The sequence below is a fragment of the Alteromonas sp. 009811495 genome (genome assembly GCF_028865455.1).
GTDB lineage: Bacteria > Pseudomonadota > Gammaproteobacteria > Enterobacterales > Alteromonadaceae > Alteromonas.
This window is the reverse complement of the sequence record NZ_CP113972.1, coordinates 1,625,438-1,644,369: the sequence shown is the minus strand read 5'-3', so window position 1 is coordinate 1,644,369 and position 18,932 is coordinate 1,625,438. Positions and strand designations below refer to the sequence as shown.

General features: G+C 44.0%; 18 protein-coding genes. 10 read left to right on the top strand and 8 right to left on the bottom strand.

Annotated elements, in window-relative coordinates:
• Positions 1 to 19: 19 nt before the first annotated feature.
• On the bottom strand, positions 20 to 676 hold the full coding sequence (locus tag OZ660_RS07450; RefSeq protein WP_274743057.1) for a cupin domain-containing protein: 657 nt from the start codon (positions 674 to 676) through the stop codon (positions 20 to 22).
• 30 nt (positions 677 to 706) lie between these two features.
• A complete protein-coding gene (locus OZ660_RS07445; RefSeq protein ID WP_274743056.1) occupies positions 707 to 1,489 on the bottom strand; it encodes an SDR family NAD(P)-dependent oxidoreductase in 783 nt (260 codons plus the stop codon).
• A gap of 105 nt (positions 1,490 to 1,594) precedes the next feature.
• On the opposite strand from OZ660_RS07445, the gene OZ660_RS07440 reads away from it, so the two are divergent.
• Positions 1,595 to 1,942 (top strand): winged helix-turn-helix transcriptional regulator, encoded by a 348-nt coding sequence (locus OZ660_RS07440; RefSeq protein WP_202264892.1) that lies wholly within the window; start codon positions 1,595 to 1,597, stop codon positions 1,940 to 1,942.
• Between the two features lie 24 nt (positions 1,943 to 1,966).
• On the opposite strand, the gene OZ660_RS07435 is transcribed toward OZ660_RS07440, so the two are convergent.
• Positions 1,967 to 2,587, bottom strand: coding sequence for a flavin reductase family protein (locus OZ660_RS07435; protein WP_274743055.1), 621 nt, complete (start codon positions 2,585 to 2,587; stop codon positions 1,967 to 1,969).
• Positions 2,588 to 2,732: 145 nt separating this feature from the next.
• Here OZ660_RS07435 and OZ660_RS07430 point away from each other — a divergent pair, with 145 nt between their 5' ends.
• Complete coding sequence (locus OZ660_RS07430) at positions 2,733 to 3,284, top strand: acyl-CoA thioesterase (RefSeq protein WP_202264888.1); 552 nt, start codon at positions 2,733 to 2,735, stop codon at positions 3,282 to 3,284.
• A gap of 60 nt (positions 3,285 to 3,344) precedes the next feature.
• Here the strand turns inward: OZ660_RS07430 and OZ660_RS07425 are convergent, their stop codons facing one another.
• Positions 3,345 to 5,906, bottom strand: a complete 2,562-nt coding sequence (locus tag OZ660_RS07425; RefSeq protein WP_274743054.1) for a TonB-dependent receptor plug domain-containing protein — start codon at positions 5,904 to 5,906, stop codon at positions 3,345 to 3,347.
• A gap of 427 nt (positions 5,907 to 6,333) precedes the next feature.
• Between OZ660_RS07425 and OZ660_RS07420 the strand changes: the two genes are divergently transcribed.
• On the top strand, positions 6,334 to 7,422 hold the full coding sequence (locus OZ660_RS07420) for a glycosyltransferase family protein (protein WP_274743053.1): 1,089 nt from the start codon (positions 6,334 to 6,336) through the stop codon (positions 7,420 to 7,422).
• A gap of 239 nt (positions 7,423 to 7,661) precedes the next feature.
• Here OZ660_RS07420 and OZ660_RS07415 read toward each other — a convergent pair whose 3' ends face one another.
• Positions 7,662 to 7,841 (bottom strand): hypothetical protein, encoded by a 180-nt coding sequence (locus OZ660_RS07415; protein ID WP_159628111.1) that lies wholly within the window; start codon positions 7,839 to 7,841, stop codon positions 7,662 to 7,664.
• 184 nt (positions 7,842 to 8,025) lie between these two features.
• Here OZ660_RS07415 and OZ660_RS07410 point away from each other — a divergent pair, with 184 nt between their 5' ends.
• Together OZ660_RS07410 and OZ660_RS07405 are read left to right on the top strand one after the other, a co-directional pair.
• Entirely contained in the window at positions 8,026 to 8,211 is a 186-nt protein-coding gene (locus OZ660_RS07410) for a hypothetical protein (protein ID WP_226433280.1), read from the top strand.
• A gap of 16 nt (positions 8,212 to 8,227) precedes the next feature.
• The gene (locus tag OZ660_RS07405) at positions 8,228 to 8,665 is read left to right on the top strand and encodes a hypothetical protein (RefSeq protein WP_274743052.1); all 438 of its coding nucleotides are present in this window, start codon (positions 8,228 to 8,230) and stop codon (positions 8,663 to 8,665) included.
• A 26-nt stretch (positions 8,666 to 8,691) separates the two neighbouring features.
• Here OZ660_RS07405 and OZ660_RS07400 read toward each other — a convergent pair whose 3' ends face one another.
• The gene (locus tag OZ660_RS07400; RefSeq protein ID WP_274743051.1) at positions 8,692 to 9,243 is read right to left on the bottom strand and encodes a carboxymuconolactone decarboxylase family protein; all 552 of its coding nucleotides are present in this window, start codon (positions 9,241 to 9,243) and stop codon (positions 8,692 to 8,694) included.
• 155 nt (positions 9,244 to 9,398) lie between these two features.
• On the opposite strand from OZ660_RS07400, the gene OZ660_RS07395 reads away from it, so the two are divergent.
• The 5 genes from OZ660_RS07395 to OZ660_RS07375 all read left to right on the top strand — a co-directional run bounded on the left by OZ660_RS07395 (position 9,399) and on the right by OZ660_RS07375 (position 17,356).
• Positions 9,399 to 9,998, top strand: coding sequence for a TetR/AcrR family transcriptional regulator (locus tag OZ660_RS07395; RefSeq protein WP_202264873.1), 600 nt, complete (start codon positions 9,399 to 9,401; stop codon positions 9,996 to 9,998).
• 167 nt (positions 9,999 to 10,165) lie between these two features.
• A complete protein-coding gene (locus OZ660_RS07390; RefSeq protein WP_274743050.1) occupies positions 10,166 to 10,891 on the top strand; it encodes a TetR/AcrR family transcriptional regulator in 726 nt (241 codons plus the stop codon).
• 14 nt (positions 10,892 to 10,905) lie between these two features.
• Complete coding sequence (locus tag OZ660_RS07385; protein ID WP_274743049.1) at positions 10,906 to 12,003, top strand: efflux RND transporter periplasmic adaptor subunit; 1,098 nt, start codon at positions 10,906 to 10,908, stop codon at positions 12,001 to 12,003.
• Positions 12,004 to 12,005: 2 nt separating this feature from the next.
• On the top strand, positions 12,006 to 15,092 hold the full coding sequence (locus tag OZ660_RS07380; RefSeq protein WP_274743048.1) for an efflux RND transporter permease subunit: 3,087 nt from the start codon (positions 12,006 to 12,008) through the stop codon (positions 15,090 to 15,092).
• A 194-nt stretch (positions 15,093 to 15,286) separates the two neighbouring features.
• On the top strand, positions 15,287 to 17,356 hold the full coding sequence (locus OZ660_RS07375) for a tetratricopeptide repeat-containing diguanylate cyclase (protein ID WP_274743047.1): 2,070 nt from the start codon (positions 15,287 to 15,289) through the stop codon (positions 17,354 to 17,356).
• On the opposite strand, the gene OZ660_RS07370 is transcribed toward OZ660_RS07375, so the two are convergent.
• Both OZ660_RS07370 and OZ660_RS07365 read right to left on the bottom strand, forming a co-directional pair.
• Positions 17,336 to 17,512, bottom strand: coding sequence for a hypothetical protein (locus OZ660_RS07370; protein ID WP_201284048.1), 177 nt, complete (start codon positions 17,510 to 17,512; stop codon positions 17,336 to 17,338). The genes OZ660_RS07375 and OZ660_RS07370 overlap by 21 nt on opposite strands.
• Entirely contained in the window at positions 17,512 to 18,687 is a 1,176-nt protein-coding gene (locus OZ660_RS07365; RefSeq protein ID WP_274743046.1) for an FAD-dependent monooxygenase, read from the bottom strand. The genes OZ660_RS07370 and OZ660_RS07365 overlap by 1 nt, the downstream gene beginning before the upstream one ends.
• Positions 18,688 to 18,932 lie beyond the last annotated feature (245 nt).

Below are 18,932 nucleotides of genomic sequence, written 5' to 3'. Positions count from 1 at the left end.
TAATAGACAAGGCGGAATTTCACAACGCGACTGGCAAGTGTCCAGTCTTAACCCAAATCACTGTTTCTTCCTCAACGAAGGGGTGGTGTTGACTCATATGAGGGCTTCGAAGCCAAGTACCTTGAGGATAGCTACCATGTTCATCTTTAAACGTGCCAGACAGCACAAAGATTTCTTCGCCACCAAAATGTCGGTGAGGTTTAAACACTTCATTCGCTGGCCATTTTACCAACGCTACACTTTCATGCTCAAACTGATGCAAAGGCATCACCTGTAAACCACCCTGCCCCTGAAGCCATGGTGTCGTGTTCGTATTGACTCTCACCTCATCAAGGTCGCGCTTATCAAACTGGTTTAGCTTCACCAAAATTACGCACCCTTCTTTACTAAAAGGGCTGTGCTTGCTCCCAGGCGGGTTGCGAATATAAGTCCCTGCGGGATAGTCGCCATGTTCGTCAGAAAACACGCCTTCAAGTACAAAGATTTCTTCCCCTAACGGATGGCTGTGTTGTTTAAAACTGGCTCCTGCTTCGTACTTCACTATGCTGGTTGTGTGGCCCGACTCTCTCGCTTCGCGCTCAAGGGGCTTACGCCAAACCGTGCTTGACGGCGACGCCTGCCATGGCTCACTTTGCGTTTCAATAGCGAGTCGTATGTCAAAATTCATGTTTAGCATAAGCTACCTTCTCGTTTAACTTGTTAATACTTAATTTCTACCTGCCATCACGCCGCCATCTACATCGATAATGGCGCCAGTCGTCCAACTTGCTTGGTCAGACAATAGAAAAGCAATACTGCTGGCGACATCGTCTGGTGTACCTATACGTCCAATTGGATGAAAAGCGTCAAAAGAAGCGAGTACTTCATCCGTTTCATTCTCTGGAATAAAGGCATTGTAAATGGGTGTTTTTACCACCGCTGGCGAAACAGCGTTAACTCGAATATTGTGCTCGGCGAGCTCCATAGCAAGGTGTTGCGTCATCGCATGTAAACCTGCTTTTGCCATTGAGTACGCAGACGATGGCGTAGCCTTAACCGCTTGCTTTGCCCACATAGAGCCGACATTAACGATATTGCCGCCCCCCGCACTTTGCATTGCAATAGCCACTGCTTGGGTAATAAAAAACACGCTTTTATTAAGCGTATGGTATTGATCATAGTCACTCGGCGTGTGTTGCGTAAAGGCTGTCGGATTAAAATAGCCAGCCGCATTAACCAAATACTGATATGGTGTGGCTTGCGCTTTTACGTGTGCAATTAACGCTTCCACATCGCTATCTTTATATAAATCGACACTCAATGAGTCTACATTCACTCGACTATCTTGAACTGCGTTTTTAAGCGTTGCGACGGCACGTTCAAGCTTCTCGGTATTTTTACCCACAATGGTCACACTTACGCCACTGCTAACTAAGCTAACAGCTGTTGCTAAACCGATACCACTTGAACCACCTACAATTAAAGCTTTACCACTAAATGAAAACGTCATAATAACTGTCCTTCAATTTGAAAATTCGTGGTAACCTTACGCTTCAGATAAGCCAATGAATAGTAAGTATAATTTGGTACGGTAGGTACTTTTTGGTACATCTTTATGAATACTAAAGAAAAACAAATTGAAAGAAAGTTGCCGCCTCAAGACAGCGCGCGCATGGTCGAAACCATTTACGGCTGCAAATGGTCGCTTACGGTGTATCAATTGTTAGCTAATGGCGTCAATCGACCAGGGGAAATGGTACGCTCGGTTGAAGGGTTGAGTACAAAAGTGCTAAATCAGTGTTTAAAGCGCAATGTAGATTTTGGCATTCTTAAAAAACAGGTCTACCACGAATTACCGCCAAGAGTGGAATATGAAGTTACGCCTTTTGGTGAACGCTTTTTATCAGTACTAGAACAGATTGAGGCCTTACAAGAAGACCTCACGAGTACCGCCGAAAATTAGGCGTCTTTGCCTATTGTAACGCTATTATTGTGGCCTCAGCATTTCAAAATAATCTGCTTCACTGATGCTATAGTAGTCACCAGCACCACCACCTCGCATAACAGGCTCGCCTTTTAGTGTCTTATACACACCGTTTTCAATTAGCGATTTATCGATATGCACGCCCACTACTTCACCCATAATAAACCAGCTATTTACAGCCTCACCTCGCGCATCTTTTAGTTGAACAATGTCAGTCAACTTACATTCCATGCTCACAAGGCTCTCTTTTACGCGGGGTACGGATACGACTTTACTGTTGACAGTTTTAAGCCCTGAAATTGCAAATTCACTTTCTTCAGGGGGTAAGGACTTACTTGTCTGATTCATTGCGCTTGCCAGAGGTCTAGACACTAAGTTCCAACAAAATTCTCCGGTTTCTTGCACATTGACTAAAGAGTCTTTTTTTCCGCCTACACAGGAAAAGCCAATAATGGGAGGCGTGTAGTTAAGGGCATTAAAAAAACTGTAGGGCGCCAGGTTAAGCACGCCTGCTTTGGACTGTGTTGAAATCCAGCCAATGGGACGCGGCGCAATAATGGCGTTAAATGGATCATGGGCTAAGCCATGTCCATGCTGCGGTTCATAAAAGTGAAAATTAGCCAAGAAAACTCCTTATTGATAAATGCACCGAAAAATAGGAAGTCACGTCGCAAGCTTACGTTAGTTGCAAACATATCGCATGTCGTGCTTACTGTAATACTATACTGAACTTATATGTACGCTAATTCACTTAAATTCAAGGTGATCAATGAACGCAAGAACCGTCGCATTTTCACGAACTCGTCTTACCGAGCTCATGGTCCCCTCTTTCGCTAATTTTGGTGGCAAAGTACATGGCGGCGTTATTCTTTCGCTAATGGATAAAGTTGCCTATGCATGCGCTAGCAAACATGCGGGAGCCTACTGTGTAACGGTTACCGTTGATGGCGTCGAGTTCTTGCAACCTGTGGAAGTCGGCGACCTTTTGCACTTAGATGCAACCGTACACTACGTGGGTAACACCTCGTTAGTGGTTGGTATAAAAGTAACCACAGAAAGCATTAAAAGTAATGAAGTTAAACATACTAATAATAGCTTTTTTACCATGGTGGCTAAAAACGACACTGGCGAACCTGTGACGGTGCCAGAACTTGAACTTTCTACGCAACAGGAGATTCGCCACTTTGTGACAGCGATACGTAGAAGTAAGATGCGAAAAGAATCACAAGCTCGTCTTCAGCAAGACTACGACGCTTTTATCCCTGACGATGATGTTGCTCTATTAGCGACACACCGCTGCTTAATTAACCTTAACCAGTAAAAGCCGCAATGAAAAAAGGCCGATACAAGGTATCGGCCTTTAGCGTGCTGCACGTGTTGTTTAGAAAGCGTAGTTCACTTTTGTGTAAACAAAACGACCTGTGAACCCATAAGGTGAAAAACCTGAATACGGGAAGATGTTTGAGAATGTAGTCACATCGTCAACGAGATTTCTTGTCGCTTCTGGATATACATCAAATAGGTTATTCGCCCCTACTGAAATGCTCAAACCGTCGGTGATTGCAACGCGAACATCAAGATCAGTGATCCATTCTGATGGAATAATCTCGTTGCGCGCTTCAATTGAGCTAGGATCTTCAACCTCACCATAGCGCGTGGTGCGCAAGGTAGCGTTATAACGGTCATATGACCATGTTACCCCAAGGTTTACCTTACTCTCCGGTGACGCGGTTTCAAAGCGACGAAGCTCAACATCATTGAACAAGTTGCTTTGGTCGAAACCTGCACCTTGCAATACTTCTGGTGCATCAAGAATGTCAGTTACTTCATTATCATTGAAGTTAATACCTGCGTTAAAATTAAACGCACCTAGATTTGATGTATTCAACGTATAGGTCGACACAATATCAACACCTTCGGTACGTGAATTAATCGCATTTAGGAAGAAACGCGCACGGTTAGCGCCAGTACCCGCCAACAATGCTTCAATAGCATCACCTGATAGGTTATTAGACAGTACAATTCTATCGTCAATATCAATACGATAAAAATCAACCGTTAAGTTAAAGTCTGGTGTCGGAGAGTAAGTAAAACCGGCACTGAAGTTATCTGACTCTTCCGCATCCAAGCCCGGGCTACCTAACGCTTGCGCAACATCGCTTGACGGTGCAAATGTACCGGTTTCAGTGGGTACGCCATCAACAAATACCGTAGCAATTGAAGTGAAGTATTGCTGCTGCAGTGATGGTGCTCTAAACCCTGTCGAGACAGATGCGCGCAGTGCAAATGCATCGGTTAACGTTACACGGTGAGACATTTTCCAATTAAACGTACTGCCAAAGTCAGAATAATCTTCGTAGCGCCCAGCCACTGCGACATTCCAATTTTCAACAACATCGGCTTCTAGGTCCACGTAAAAACTGTAATTATGACGACTATTGTCACCCGCAGACGCTGGTGTGAACCCTGGGAATACCTGAGAACCAGCGGCACCAAAAGGGCCATTTACAGGGTCAGTTACCGCCCCGCCTGGGCCAAACGTACCACGAATGTATGAGCTTTCTTCGCCAGCTGTAATTTCGTAGCTTTCTCGACGATATTCAGCGCCCATTGCAAAGTTCATCTCGCTGTAGAAATATCCGGTATCAAGCAAGCGAGATGCATCAGCATTAACAATGGTAGTGGTATATTCTAAAGCCCCTGCGTCGAAACGGGTTTGGCTACTTGGGCCTAATGAGGTGTTTAAGCTGTTGACCACACTGTACTCAAGCTCATTGCCGCCATGAGTAAGCGACAAATCATAATTCCATACATTGCCATAACCCTTAATGCCGGCAAGCACTGACATGTCTGTAATATCAGTTTGAATGGATGGCAAGAAACCGTTTGGATAGATATCGAGTACATTTCGGCTATCTTGGGCACGACGATAAAAACCGCCACCGATAGAATCGCGAGTACTCACCCCCGCTGTGGCATAGAATTCAGCATTGTTAGACACGGCTTTACCTGCATTAACAAATAGCGCGTAGTCTTCAACTTCACCATTGCCATACACATGGTTATAGCGATTTACTGTAAGCTCTCGTTCATCCAGCGCGCCGTTTTCATCGCGGGCGTAGTTTTCCCTAGGGTCAAAGTCTGCGCGGTTTGATTGGCCTCGGTCGCGGTACTCCGCCGAAATATTAACAAAGCCGTCATCACCCCATTCAAACCCCATATTGCCACGCAGCGTAAACGTTTGGCCATCAGTGAGGTCACGGTCTGAACCGGTGTTAAATGCTAAATTCCCCTCTGTGTCAACACTGACACTCTCTAAATTCGCAACCCCATCCATAGAGGTAACATTCGCGCCGTAGGTCGCAGATACGTCACCGCCTTCGCTGGCGTCTTTCAATACAATATTAATAACACCTGCAATGGCGTCTGAACCGTATTGTGCGGCTGCACCATCACGCAATACTTCAATGCGCTTAATCGCGTTAGCTGGAATGGCGTTTAAATCAACCGCAGACGAGCCACGCCCCACTGAACCATTTAGATTTAGTAATGCTGATGTATGGCGTCGTTTTCCATTCACCAACACGAGTGTGTGATCAGGCGCCAAACCTCTAAGCTGAGCAGGACGCACGTGGTCGGTACCATCAGTAATTGAGGGTTGAGGAAAGTTAAAACTTGGCAGTAATGTATTGAGGATCATGTTGGTCTCTGTGAGACCTGTTGCTTCAATAGAAGACGAATCGATGATATCAATTGGAACTGGTGAGTCGTTAACCGTACGACCTACGCGACGTGAACCGACAATTTGTATTTGTTCGACGTCTTGTTCATCAATGGAGGTTTGCTCCTGTGCGAACGCACTAGAAGAAAACGGCATGCCTGCCATTGCACCAGCAATTAAGGAAAACTTGAAAACCGAAGCGTTAAATTTTGCCTGTTGCATTGTGATGTTCCTGAATGTTGTGAATTTTATTCAAAGCGCAGTGTGTTTTCACGCTTGCACATGATCAACTTTCCCTTTCGGCTACTTGTTAAAGTAGCCACTACAAAGTGGTCAAAGCTGATTTCTTTTTTCTGTCGTTGGAGTACTGTTAAATGCTAGGCGCGTCTGAACAGACTTATTATTGTTAGAAGTGAGGAGTCACTAGCATTAGCGTGAGTAAATCATAAATCAAATTACACATACAAGACTAAAGTTGTAATAAATTCTTAACTTCTGCTTACACTGACACACACCGCACGGTAATATTGTAAAAATGTGGGAGTTATTGTCTATTTTTCAGCATCTTCATGCATTTTGAGATCGGCTTAAAATAAACACTACATCAGTAAAATCAATCAACTTGGAAAAGTGGCAGCATCAATCAATTATGAAAGCACTCGTGCTAACAGGGCAAAATCAATATCAGGTCGTTTCTTACTTTTTAGACGGTATCGCCCACGATTTAACGTTACTTGGCTATGATGTTGATTTTCTCAATGTGCAAAGCGAGTCGACAATCAAAGACGGTCTAGTTCACATATTACCCTTGAATGACTATGACATGATCTTCAGCTTCAATGGTGTTGGACTTGGGGAAGTTTCTGAAAACTACAACACATTAGACTACGCAAAAGAAAAGCCCCTCTACGTATTCTGTGTCGACAACCCAATTCATTTAATGTTGAGATTTTTTGGTCAACCGGTAAAGGTGCTGTGCGTGGCGCAGGAGCACGAAGCTTTCCTACGCGCATGTGGTGTCGAGGCATATTACTTTCCTCATGCAGTACCATCCAATTTTTCAGTTCCATCTAGTCAGCCTGCTTCTGATACTTGTGCTATACCTCTTCTTTTCCCAGTGTCCTTTATAGACAAAAAGGCGTTTAAGAAGGAATTAGCACCTGTATGGGGTAAACTTGGGCAGGTCATTGAAGCCAGCCATACTGTCACTGACTTTCTTCAATTTATTGGTGTTATGCCCTCACCACAGGGTCCAGCCCGAACGCAGCTAAATGAAATGATTTTGCGGATTTCGGCAACGGTAGATAAATACCTGCGCGCCAAACAGCGAGAGGCCTGCCTTATTGACTGTGCAAATCAGAATCGAAGACTAACGGTAATTGGGAGAGATGTTACACGCTACAGTGAAGTATGTGACTTTCATCAATACAAAGATAGTGTGTCGTTTTCTGAACTCCTGTCTTTAATAGCACAATCTGATTTTGTTGTGCATCAATCACCAGGTTTTGAAAGAGGTTTGCATGAAAGAGTGCTTTATGCACTAGCCTCTGGCACGGGCGTATTGTCGTATCACGCGCAATTTGCTGAGTCTATATTTGCAAGCAAGGGCGTTTTTGGTTTTGAACACACCTTACCCAAGGCAACAGATAACGCTTATTTAGAAGCAGTAAAAAAAGGACAAGAAACCGTGCTTACACAACACACGTGGCACAATCGCCTCGCGCTTTTACTTAAATGACAGGTCGATAATAAAAAGAGCGCCTATCGCGCTCTTCAAAACTAATAAGTTCAAGTCGTTTCGGCAATAAAGGTGTAGCCGAAAAAAATTGACTGCCTATTTCGCTTTTTTTAGTTTCTTTTTCAATTTCTTAAGCTTCCCTTCTTGCTTTGAAATTTTCGCTTTTGTCACTTTAATCTCTTTCTTAAGCTTTTTAACTTTAGCCATTGTTCTATCCTTATTTTCAGTGTTTTGCTGACTTACAGCGTGTTTTGTTCATTGTGTTTGGCAATGAACTCGCGAATAAAGCGGCGTACTTCACGCGCAGCTGACGTATCGAGATCTTCGCATAACGAAATAAACTCAGCGCGTTCTTGATCATTGATGCGAATAATCATCTGGCTATTCTTTTTCTTCTTTTTGTTGTTTTTATCAGGCACTGACCACTCCACGCGCTATACACCATTCATTCGGTATATAAAAAATATATGCAGTGTATATACATTTCAAGTATTGATTTTGTATTGTGTTTTCGCTATTCATAAAAAAGTAACACTCATGTAATGAGATTGTCTTTTTGATTCGACAAAGTGAAAACCCAATAAGTAGTAAAAGAAGCGCTTTATGATTAATACCGAATCTTCCTCTCACCTTTCTTGTTTCATTGAAGCAATCGCTATTGCAAAGCACACAACATGCACAAGTTGTGAAGACCTAGTGCAACAGCTTCAAGAAAAAGGTTATGAGGACATTGTTACTGTAGATACAGTCAATGAATTACGCTCACAGCTAACTTGGGTGACACAGTAAGCTAAGGAGCTATCGTGTGACGCAGTTTATACCTCACGGTGAAGTCGCTGTAACCCGTGACGGAAGAATTATGACGGTAGAAGGCCGCGGGCCTTGGAATTTAGAAGCAGTGAAACGCTCCGAGCAGGCTGCACAAACTATTCTGCAAGATTTGTCGGATGGACCTTGGGGGGTGGTAATCGTAATTTACGGTGAGCCTATTCATGTTCCAGATGCAAAAAATCGTCTAGTAGAATTAGTCAAACAAGATATCGAAAACGGTCGAGTGGCCACGGCATTGGTTGTTGGAGAGTGTGACTCTCCAAACTTTGCCAAAAATCATTTAGGCAGCATATACCAAGACGCCGGTGACAACTTGGCATTCTTTGAAGATGTAACACAGGCGAGAAGCTGGGTACAAAAACAAATCGAAGACACTGGCGGTAAAAAGCTAATTACTAAAAACGGAAGCTAGGCTTCCGTTTTCACTTAGTAAACTTCTTACTTCGGTGACCAATCGAACTTTTTAAACGGCTCATCCACTGGCGTATCGGCCAGGTGATTCGTGTAATTACTCATTACCTTCTGTGCAAGAATAAGGATAATTTCTAGCAACTGTTGATGAGAATAGCCCGCATCATAAAATGCGCTCAATTGAGCTTGTTCTATATGTCCTCTCCCTCGCGTTACAGCAAGAACAGTTTCTTTTAGCGTATTAAGTTTTGTATCAGACAAGGTTTCGTCATTGCGAAGCTCTTCAATAAGGTCATCGCGTACCTTCATGCTTTTTGCAATGCCAGTATGGGCAGGCACGCAATAATGACAAGCATGCTCTACATTTACCACCTGCCAAACAACGGTTAGTTCTTCTGCGTTAAACGACGTTTCTTGTGCAAGCTTATGAAGTACTTGATAGCCTTCTAGCAACGTTGGGGCCTCTGCCATTACCGCATGCAAATTAGGAATCATGCCAAACGCTTTCTGCGAATTATCAAGTAGCGGCTTTGCTGCTTCAGGGGCTGTTTCTTTTGTATGTAACGTAAAATCGCTCATGTCACTCTCCTATCGATGTGAACAAAAAATCGAGATGCCGGTATGTACCACCACTCTTCTATACTGTACTGATGACAATAATAGGTTTACTTGAACGATCGTTCAAGCAATAATTGAACACATGTTCAAAACTTTCGTGAATAAGGTATGCGCCAATGAAATATGACCAAGACGATATTATCGAAAAGGCTACTGCTCTTTTTTGGAAACGAGGTTTCCAAGCAGCCGGAATGCGTGATATTCAGCAAGCTTTGGACATGAGACCAGGCAGCATATACGCGCGTTTTCAAAGCAAAGAAGGCCTTTTCAAATTGGTCGTCGATAAGTATGCGCAAGTAAGTCAGCAAAAGCTTAATGCTGTCGCTGAATCATCTTCGCCGCTTCAAGCGCTTCGCTCTTTTTTTGAAGATTCACTTGTTCATCCAAATGAGCAGCGCTATATGCGCCAATGTCTTTTGGTGAAATCTATCGCTGAACTCGACTTAATTGGTGAGATGGCCAAAAAGGCCGTACTGGAGGGCATGGAGAATGCAAAGGTCTGTTTCGAGAACGTAGTGGCCTCAGCGATAGATAAAGAGGAACTGCCTGCACATACGCCAGTTAAGCTCGCTGCAGACTGGTTACAAAATCAGTTTGTCGGCCTACGAGCATTTGCACTGATGCAAGAAGACACTGACAAGATCCAATCAATGATCGACAAAGTGCTGCTCGATCTTAAAGGTCAATGGCCCTCTAGTATTGAATCTAGCCATTAAGCAAACCTAAACCGATACATCCAGCACCACAAACTAGGTGACAAAACACACTTTTGGACTATACTTGAACTTCATTCGAACATTATTCGAATGGTACTCAAGTGTATCTCAAGGCATAAGTCACAAGACTATGCTTATCATTATTTAGTTCAAAAAGTGATTTAGTCATGGCACCAGCCCCCAAATTTAGCGTTGAAGAACAACAAGTAAAAATAGTAAACGCTGCTATAGAATGTATTCTGACGTCGTCTGTTACCAGCTTTACAATGGCAAACGTTGCCTCAAAAGCAGAATTATCCATGGGTTCTGTCTACAAACACTTTCAGTGTAAAGAAGATATTGTCATGGCACTTGCCCACCAATCTTTTTCACATATTTCTACCGTCTTTCAACGCGTTTTTGATCTCGCTCTTACTACTCCTGAGAAAGTCATTGCTATTTGCTTGCTCTCTCCAGAAAAAATGCAGTGCTTCCCATTTGCTAATGAACTCGAGTCTTTTGCTACCAATGATGCGGTCATCCAAAAAGCTTCAGCGCAATGGACTCAAAAAATGATAGATGCAGGTGCGCGATGCGAGCAGACGTTTAAAGCGCGTTTGTCAGACGGCATTACGGCTGATGAGTTTAAAGATGCGGTCAATGTTGAAGAGTTTATAGAAGAAATAACCGTTAGTGGGTGGGCAATGAACGTTGGTTACGAGCAAGTATTACGCGTTCAACAGTCGCGACAGATTGTCGAGGGCACAGCATCAATTATGGCGCCCCTTTCTCCTTCAGACCCACTTATTCGCAGTATGATACGCCTCATAAATAGTTACCCATGGCGTCACCCGCTCACACAAGACGCTGTAACTCGCGTCGTGAATCTGCTTACAGAATTACATTTTCGCTAATTGAGACCACTATTATGAATATTAAACGCTGGCTTATCAGTATCGCGCTTATCTTTGTTGTGATTGCCTCTTTGGGGTTTTTGAAGTTTCAACAAATTCAGGCAGCCATTGCTTTTGGAGAATCGTTCCCCGAACCATCGGGAAGTGTACAAAGTGCCTTTGCAAAAATTATGGAAATTGAAAATAGCTACGAGGTCATCGGTGAAGCAAAAGCGCCTAAATCGCTGCGGATAACCACAGAATATGCAGGCCCTATTATTTACGTTGGTTTTGCGCCAGGCGATAAGGTAACACAAGGACAAATACTGCTGCGTCAAGATAGCCAGATTGAACGCGCTAACTTAAAGGCAGCGAAAGCAAGATTAGCGTTAGCAGAAGCGCAGTTTAAACGGCAGGCCACACTACTTGCCCAAAATCGCACAAGTCAAAATGACGTTGATATGGCACAAGCCGATAAGTCTATCGCAGAAGCGGAAGTGGAAAATCTTTCTTCTGTTATTCAAAAGAAAACCCTTGTAGCGCCTTTTGACGGAATGGTAGGGCTTGAAGACTATCAGGTTGGCCAGATGCTTGATGCTAACACGCAAATAACCGAGATTGTAGGCACTAGCGATAAGATATGGATAGATTTTGCTTTGCCCCAAACCGCGCTGCAGCCAAGCATTGGCGATATGATAACCGTGTCGACCATAGGCCAATCAAGTACTGCATTGACTGCCAGAATTATTGCGAGAACCCCGACAGTTAACAGTACATCGCGACAAATTGTGTACCGAGCACTTCTGGATAATAGCAATAATGCGCTAAGCCCCAATCAAATGGTTAGCGTTACAGTGAACGGCGCGCCGAGCAAGCATGTTATTGTGCCTACCACATCCATTTATCGCGACCACACAGGCAACTATGTTTATGCGTTAAAGCGTGATAGCAACAATGATTGGCGTGCCCACCCTATTAAAGTGCAACTTGGTCAAAGAATAAAAGACAGTCAGGTCATATTAAGCGGCCTTACCGGTAATGAATTTATTGCAACAGAGGGCGCATTCAAACTTTCAGAAGGCCTATTGGTTTACACGCAAGCGACCAAAGCCGAGAGCGAAAGTGGAGAATAACCATGAGTATGCCTAACGATAATAAGCCCTCAATAATGGACGCCTTTGTAACGCGACCAGTGCTTGCCATTGTCCTTTCGATATTGATTTTATTAGCGGGGCTTAATGCCGCGAATACAATTTCAGTACAACAATATCCCAAGATAAAAAGTGCATCACTGGTTATCAATACGGTCTATACCGGCGCGTCTGCAGAAGTGGTTAAAGGCTATGTAACCGAGCCCATCGAACGTGTTACCTCAACCGTACCGGGTGTTGACTACGTTGATTCTGTGACAACCGCAGGATTAAGCAAAGTTACCGCGTGGCTAGAGCTTAATCATGACACTACAGATGCACTGTCAGATCTGACAACGAAACTTAATCAGATTAAATTCGAGCTTCCCACTGGTGCAGAGGACCCTGCTATCGATATTGTTCGAGCAGACAGTCCTTATGCCGTGTTTTATCTCGATGTGGAAGCAACCAATGAAACTCGCAGTGAAGTCAGTGACTATCTAATCCGCAATGTTGTACCGGTACTTAACGATATCAATGGCGTACAAAAGGTAACACTTGAAGGTGGTCGTAATCCGGCAATGCGAGTGTTGCTAGACCCCAACAAATTAGCTGTGTACGGGTTGAGTGCAAATGAAGTTTTCAGTGCTCTGCAATCCAATAATACGATAGCTACCTTGGGCTACAGCGAAAATAATCAGCAACGCATTGATTTAATGGCTAATACTAACCTTGCGTCTGTTGAAGACTTTGAAAGATTGATCATACGAGACGATGCGGGTAGCCAGTTAACGCTTAGCGATGTCGCAGATGTCACGCTAGGTGAAGCCGAGGGTATAGTCACCGCGCGTTTAGACGACAGAACAACGGTATTTCTTGCTGTTTGGGCACTGCCAGGCGCTAATGAAATAGATATTGGTGACGCCTTGTACAAAAAGCTTGATGCCGTTAACGCCACACTACCTGAAGGAATGCACATCACTACGGGCTACGATGGTACGCTTTACATGCGAGATTCCATCAAAGAGATATTTACAACCCTTATTGAGACAGTACTGCTAGTGGGAATTGTAATTCTGTTAATGATGGGCTCATTTCGAACAGCATTGGTACCATTGGTCACTATTCCTATTTCTGTTTTAGGCGCAATTGCTGTCATCTCAGCAATTGGTTTTTCACTAAACCTGTTGACCATCCTTGCAATTGTTCTATCGGTTGGCCTTGTTGTTGATGACGCTATTGTTGTGGTTGAGAACGTCGCACGTCACATGCGCGAGGGAAAACCTCGAATTCAAGCAGCGCTGATTAGTTCACGACAGTTATTAATCCCCGTGATCGCAATGACACTAACCCTAGCCGCAGTCTATGCGCCTATTGGATTTTTAACGGGCCTTACCGGTTTCTTATTTAGAGAGTTTGCTTTCACCTTAGCCATTGCCGTGTTAATTTCCGGTGTTGTTGCAGTAACCTTGTCACCTATTATGAGTGCATACGTAAACCCTGAAGGCGGCAAAGAAGGCCCGTTTACCAGAAAGGTCAATAGCTATTTCGACAGTTTACAACGTGGCTATCAACGCGTACTCGCTCACTGCTTTAATTGGCGTGCTCAAATTACCTTAATTGCTATTGTATTTTCGTTGTTGAGCGTCCCCTTTTATATGCTGTCACAAAAGGAACTCGCGCCCACAGAAGATCAAAGCGCCATCAATGTAGTGGTAGAGGCCCCACCAGAATCTTCTCAGCAATATACTTCACAGAGAATGAATGACACCGTTGAAGTATTAAACGCATCTGAGGGCGCAAAATTTACGTGGCAAATACTCACTGCATCAGCAGGGTTTGGTGGTGTTGAACTCGCTCCATTTGAGGAAAGAGAGCACTCCGTTCACGATATGATTTACGACCTTTACGGTCGATTAAGAAGCGTAACTGGGCTTACCTTGTTTCCCATATTACCCGCCTCACTGCCGACCGCCGGGCAATTTGATGTTGAAGTGGTATTTCGCACTACTGACGACCCTGTCACAATGAAAGAGTATGCAGATAAAATTATCAGCCAAGCAAACGCTTCGGGTAACTACCTGTTTGTTAATACCGACTTAAAAATCGATTTACCTCAGGCCGAACTCAAAATTAACAAAGCCCTACTAGCCGATTTGGGCCTATCGGTTCAAGAGGTCAATGACCAACTTAGCGTATTGATGTCGACCAACTTTGTTAATTACTTCAACAAGGAAGGAAAGGCATATCGAGTAATTCCCATTGTTAATGATGACAGTCGCTATAATCCTGAATTGGTACTTGATATGAAAGTACGTACTGACTCAGGTGCACTCGTACCGGTTTCGTCATTTGCTTCTCTGGACACCTTTACCAGCCCGCGCGTTCTGGGCTCCTTTAACCAGCAAAGCTCATTCAGAATACTGGCAGGTGTATTGCCTCATATCACCAAAGAGCAAGGGCTTAGCACCATAGAATCTATCGCCGCAGATATTCTCCCCCCCTCTTATTCAATAGACTACGCCGGAGAATCTAGGCAGTTACGCAAGGAAGGTAACACCATGTTAGGGGTGTTGGGCGTTGCATTGATCATTGTTTACTTCTTACTAACCATTCAGTTTAACAGCTTCAGAGATCCCCTTGTTGTTCTGCTTGGTTGCGCACCACTAGCACTTGCTGGCGCATTAATGCTGCCATTTTTGTCACTTACAACCATTAATATTTACAGCCAAATTGGTCTGGTCACGCTAATTGGTCTTATAGCCAAAAACGGTATCTTAATTGTTGAGTTTGCCAATCAATTACAGCTAACGGGCAAAAGTAAACTTGATGCTGTTAAAGACGCTGCAGCTACTCGACTCCGTCCCATTTTAATGACAACGGGCGCCACTGTATTAGGTCACTTCCCGTTGGTATTGGTAACAGGTGCGGGGGCCGAGGCACGAAACAGCATCGGTATCATACTTGTTGCGGGCATGCTGATTGGTACGTTCTTTACACTAATCGTGTTACCGCTACTTTATGAAAAGCTGGCTACTAATCACCAGCAAGCTCCTCATATTGCCGAGCCGCAACTACAACAGGCAGCCTAACACTCCATTTCAAGTGCTCAGCATTCGCTGAGCACTTTGTTTTAAATCTGCTGTCCTCACCGGTTCAACATCGCGGTTACTTGCTCTGCCGATGAGTATCTAGAAGTTCATCGCGCCGCAGGTACCAGACATAAAGTAGTGCTCACGTTTATTTCAGATTATACTTACGAATTCGTTCTTGTATTCGCGGTGTCATGAAGTTGCTTTTACGCGTTGCTATTACACTTACCTTTCTATTGCTGGGAACACTACCGGCTTTCGCGTTGCCCACCGACGATATTGTGCAATTACGCGAAGCGGGCAAGCTAGACGAGGCGCAGCAACAAGCCATAGCATTGCTTCAACGAGCCGAGCAACAAAGCGACACGCAACTTGAGGCCGACACGTTATTCCAACTCGGCAAAATTGCTATGGAACGCAACGACTACAAAGACGCACAACAATGGCTCAACCGCGCTCTTGCCCTGTACCAAGATACCAATAATGAGCTAGCTGCCGCGAAAACCTATCGCCAAATAGGGCTAACCTACCGCTACCAATCTAATTACACTGTTGCACTTGAATATCTTTATATGGCATTAGCGGTTTTCCAATCAAACGGCTCAGAACAGGATATGGCCAGCATCAATAATAGTCTTGGGGTTGTTCTTGAGAAAATGGGGCAATTTAACGAGGCTGTTGATTATCATCAAAAAGCACTTGAGTCGAATTATGCATCTGGCAATCAACAAGGCATTGCATCTGCGGTATATAACCTTGGTGATATTCGGCGTGTTATGGGCGATTACGAACAAGCACTTAGCTATTTTGAACAAGCGCTTACCATCGATGAAGCCAGTGGCAACAAAAAAGACATTGCCTACAGCAGTTACAAAATTGGCTATGTGAATATGCAAATAGGCAATTACGACATTGCTTCACACTACATGCAGCGTGCTCACTCCCTCTTTGTCGAAATAGGTGCTAAACGAGACATCGACTGGGCGCTTTCTGGCTTAAGTGACTTGGCAGTTAAACAAGGCAACTTACTTGACGCTGAAGTCATGGTAAAGGGAGTCATTGAGCGCGCTGAACAAGGGCAATACAAAAGTTTACTGCTAGACGGATATCAAACGCTTATTGAAATTTATACTCAGCAAGAACGCTATAACAACGCGTTAGCCCTTATCGAACAGGCGATTCCCCTTGCTGAAGAAATGGGCGAACTGCACCAAGTGTCACAACTATTGGCGCTAAAAGTTACCACGCTAGAAACGTTAGAAGAGGTCAATAAAGCCTACCAGGCATTAAAACAGCAAAAGCAATTAGACGAATCGCTGTTCAATCAAAAAAGACTTGATGCGCTTGCTTCTACTCAAGCCCAAACCGAGTTCATTCGTCGTGCGAACGAAATTGAGCTGTTAAAACAACAGCAAGCTACCCAGCAGGTTCAGGCTCAAAGCGAAAGAGAAAGCCGACAAACTCTCTTTCTAATTGTGCTTCTGTTAGGGCTTTTAGCATTTTTGATTTACTCTCGTCGAGCTCAGTCGAAATACACTAAACAATTAAAACAAGAAGTAAGTGCACGAACTGCAGAGCTCAAAAAAGCGAATGAAGAGCTTGCAGCAATGAGCCTTACTGATAAGTTAACTTCTTTACATAACCGACGCTTTCTTGAAAGCCACATAGATGCCGACATCACTACTGCATTGCGCAAATATCAACATAGCAACAATGTACGACCGCAAGAAGCCGATTTATGCTTTTTTGTCATCGATTTGGACAATTTTAAACAGATCAACGATACCTATGGTCATATCGCTGGCGACAAGGTATTACAACAAACGGCAAAACGACTTAAAGCGATATTTCGAGGGTCAGATTATCTTATTCGCTGGGGCGGTGAAGAATTTGTTGCAGTAGCACGGTTTATCGACCGGCAAAACGCCACTTTATTAGCAGAGCGCGTAGTCAGCGACATCAAACAAATACCATTTGTACTCGATGAGGGACAAACTAAGTCAGTCACCTGTAGTGTTGGGTTTGCCTGCTTTCCCTTTGCTTGTGAAAGTGAGCGAAAGCGCCAGCTTGTAAGCCCACTAGATACCATTTTTCACGCTGCCGATCAGAGCCTATACGCAGCGAAAACTTCAGGTAAAGCGACATGGGTAGGAGTGACTGATATTGTTGAATGCACAGCATTGCCATTACCTTCATCAGTAGCTGATTTAACTGCACTGGAGAACGAAGGCATGATCACTTTATCAAGAGAAAATAAGCCTTAATAACTGGGCAATGAGTAAAATCCCCATTAGCGGCCAAATCCACTTTGCCCACTTCGCTGCGTCCTCGTTACTCACGCGCATTTTAGAGCGCTCAATCAAAGGTATTACTATGGCCAATGCACCAAAAAGCACTGCCAACAAAATTAATACTTCCATTATCGTATTCCTATCGCGTACTTAAGTACTTGCTTCTTTGCAGGCTCAATGTTTTGCGCTACTGAAAGAAGCTGATTTCTTATCCATTTAATGGGGGCTATATCATTACTAAACAAGGTATAAAAGCCATCCATTGCAGTCATCATCACAAGGTTATCGCGCCGCCTTGGTGATTCGAAATCTCGCGAGAGCGCCTTTGCAAACTCCAAAGAATCTAATGGTGCATGATTTGCGGTAACCGACAAGAAAGTTTCTACATCTTTAAAGCCCAAGTTTACCCCCTGCCCGGCCAAAGGGTTAATAGTATGTGCCGCATCGCCTAGTAGCACGCAACAGCCTTTTACATAACTATTTGCATGAGAACGCGTTAGTGGAAAGATAGCTTTATCGACAATAGTGAATCGATTGTCGTTTTGGGTTAATTCGTGAGGAAATGCATTGATGACTTCTTGTGAAAGCTGCGTATTGTTCAAACTTTTAAGACGTTTAAGCTCATCAGCACTGTCATACCACACAAGAGACGCATAATTATCGAACATGGGCAAAAAGGCTTTCGGCCCGCTGGGGGTAAATTGCTGCCATGTTATTGCGTCAACGGGCTTGTCTAACTTTATGGTAATCCCCATCGCTTGCTGTGCGTATTGCCACCCTGTGCTGCCGATGCCTGCCGCTTGTCTCACTTGAGAATTAGCGCCATCTGCTCCTATAAGCCACTGAGCTTCAATACTATTGCCATTATCTAAAGTGACATTAGCGGTGTCGCCGAGCGAGAGTGATTGTACTTTAGTGCCGCTAATCACGGTGACATTGTCGTAATGCTCAAGGGCTTCTAGACAGCCTAACTGCAACAACCTATTTTCGACAAAATAGCCAAGTTGCTCAACATCAATACTGTCTGCGGTGAAGTCAGTACGATGTTGTGGGTCATCCCATACACTTAAACCGATATAGGGCTTTACACGCTTAGCCTTAATGTAATCCCACGCGCCTAGTGCTTTAAGAAGTGTGACAGACGATTCACTAATGGCCGAAACGCGAAGATCTGGACCGTCACTTTCGTTAAAAGCACTTGGCAAGTAAGGCTCAATTACCACCACCTTGTATTGTTGCTGAGCAAGACCAAGCGCTAGTGCAGCACCCACCATACCACCGCCGTTGATACAAAAATCGACCATTTACACTCCTTAAATCACGCACTTGCATTATGTCGTAAAACACTTCGCTGTGTGAAGTAAAACGTAGAATTGGTTTGCCTTAGATCAAATCTCAATGAATCATCGCATTACACTGGGAATATGCGTGCATAACAGGTAAAATATGCGGCTATTTTGAACATCTTCCAGCAACTGGGGCTGTGCGAAGCAAGTGTTAACTTGCCAATAAAGCACGACCACTTGTTTGGAACTCTATCAGGTTAACG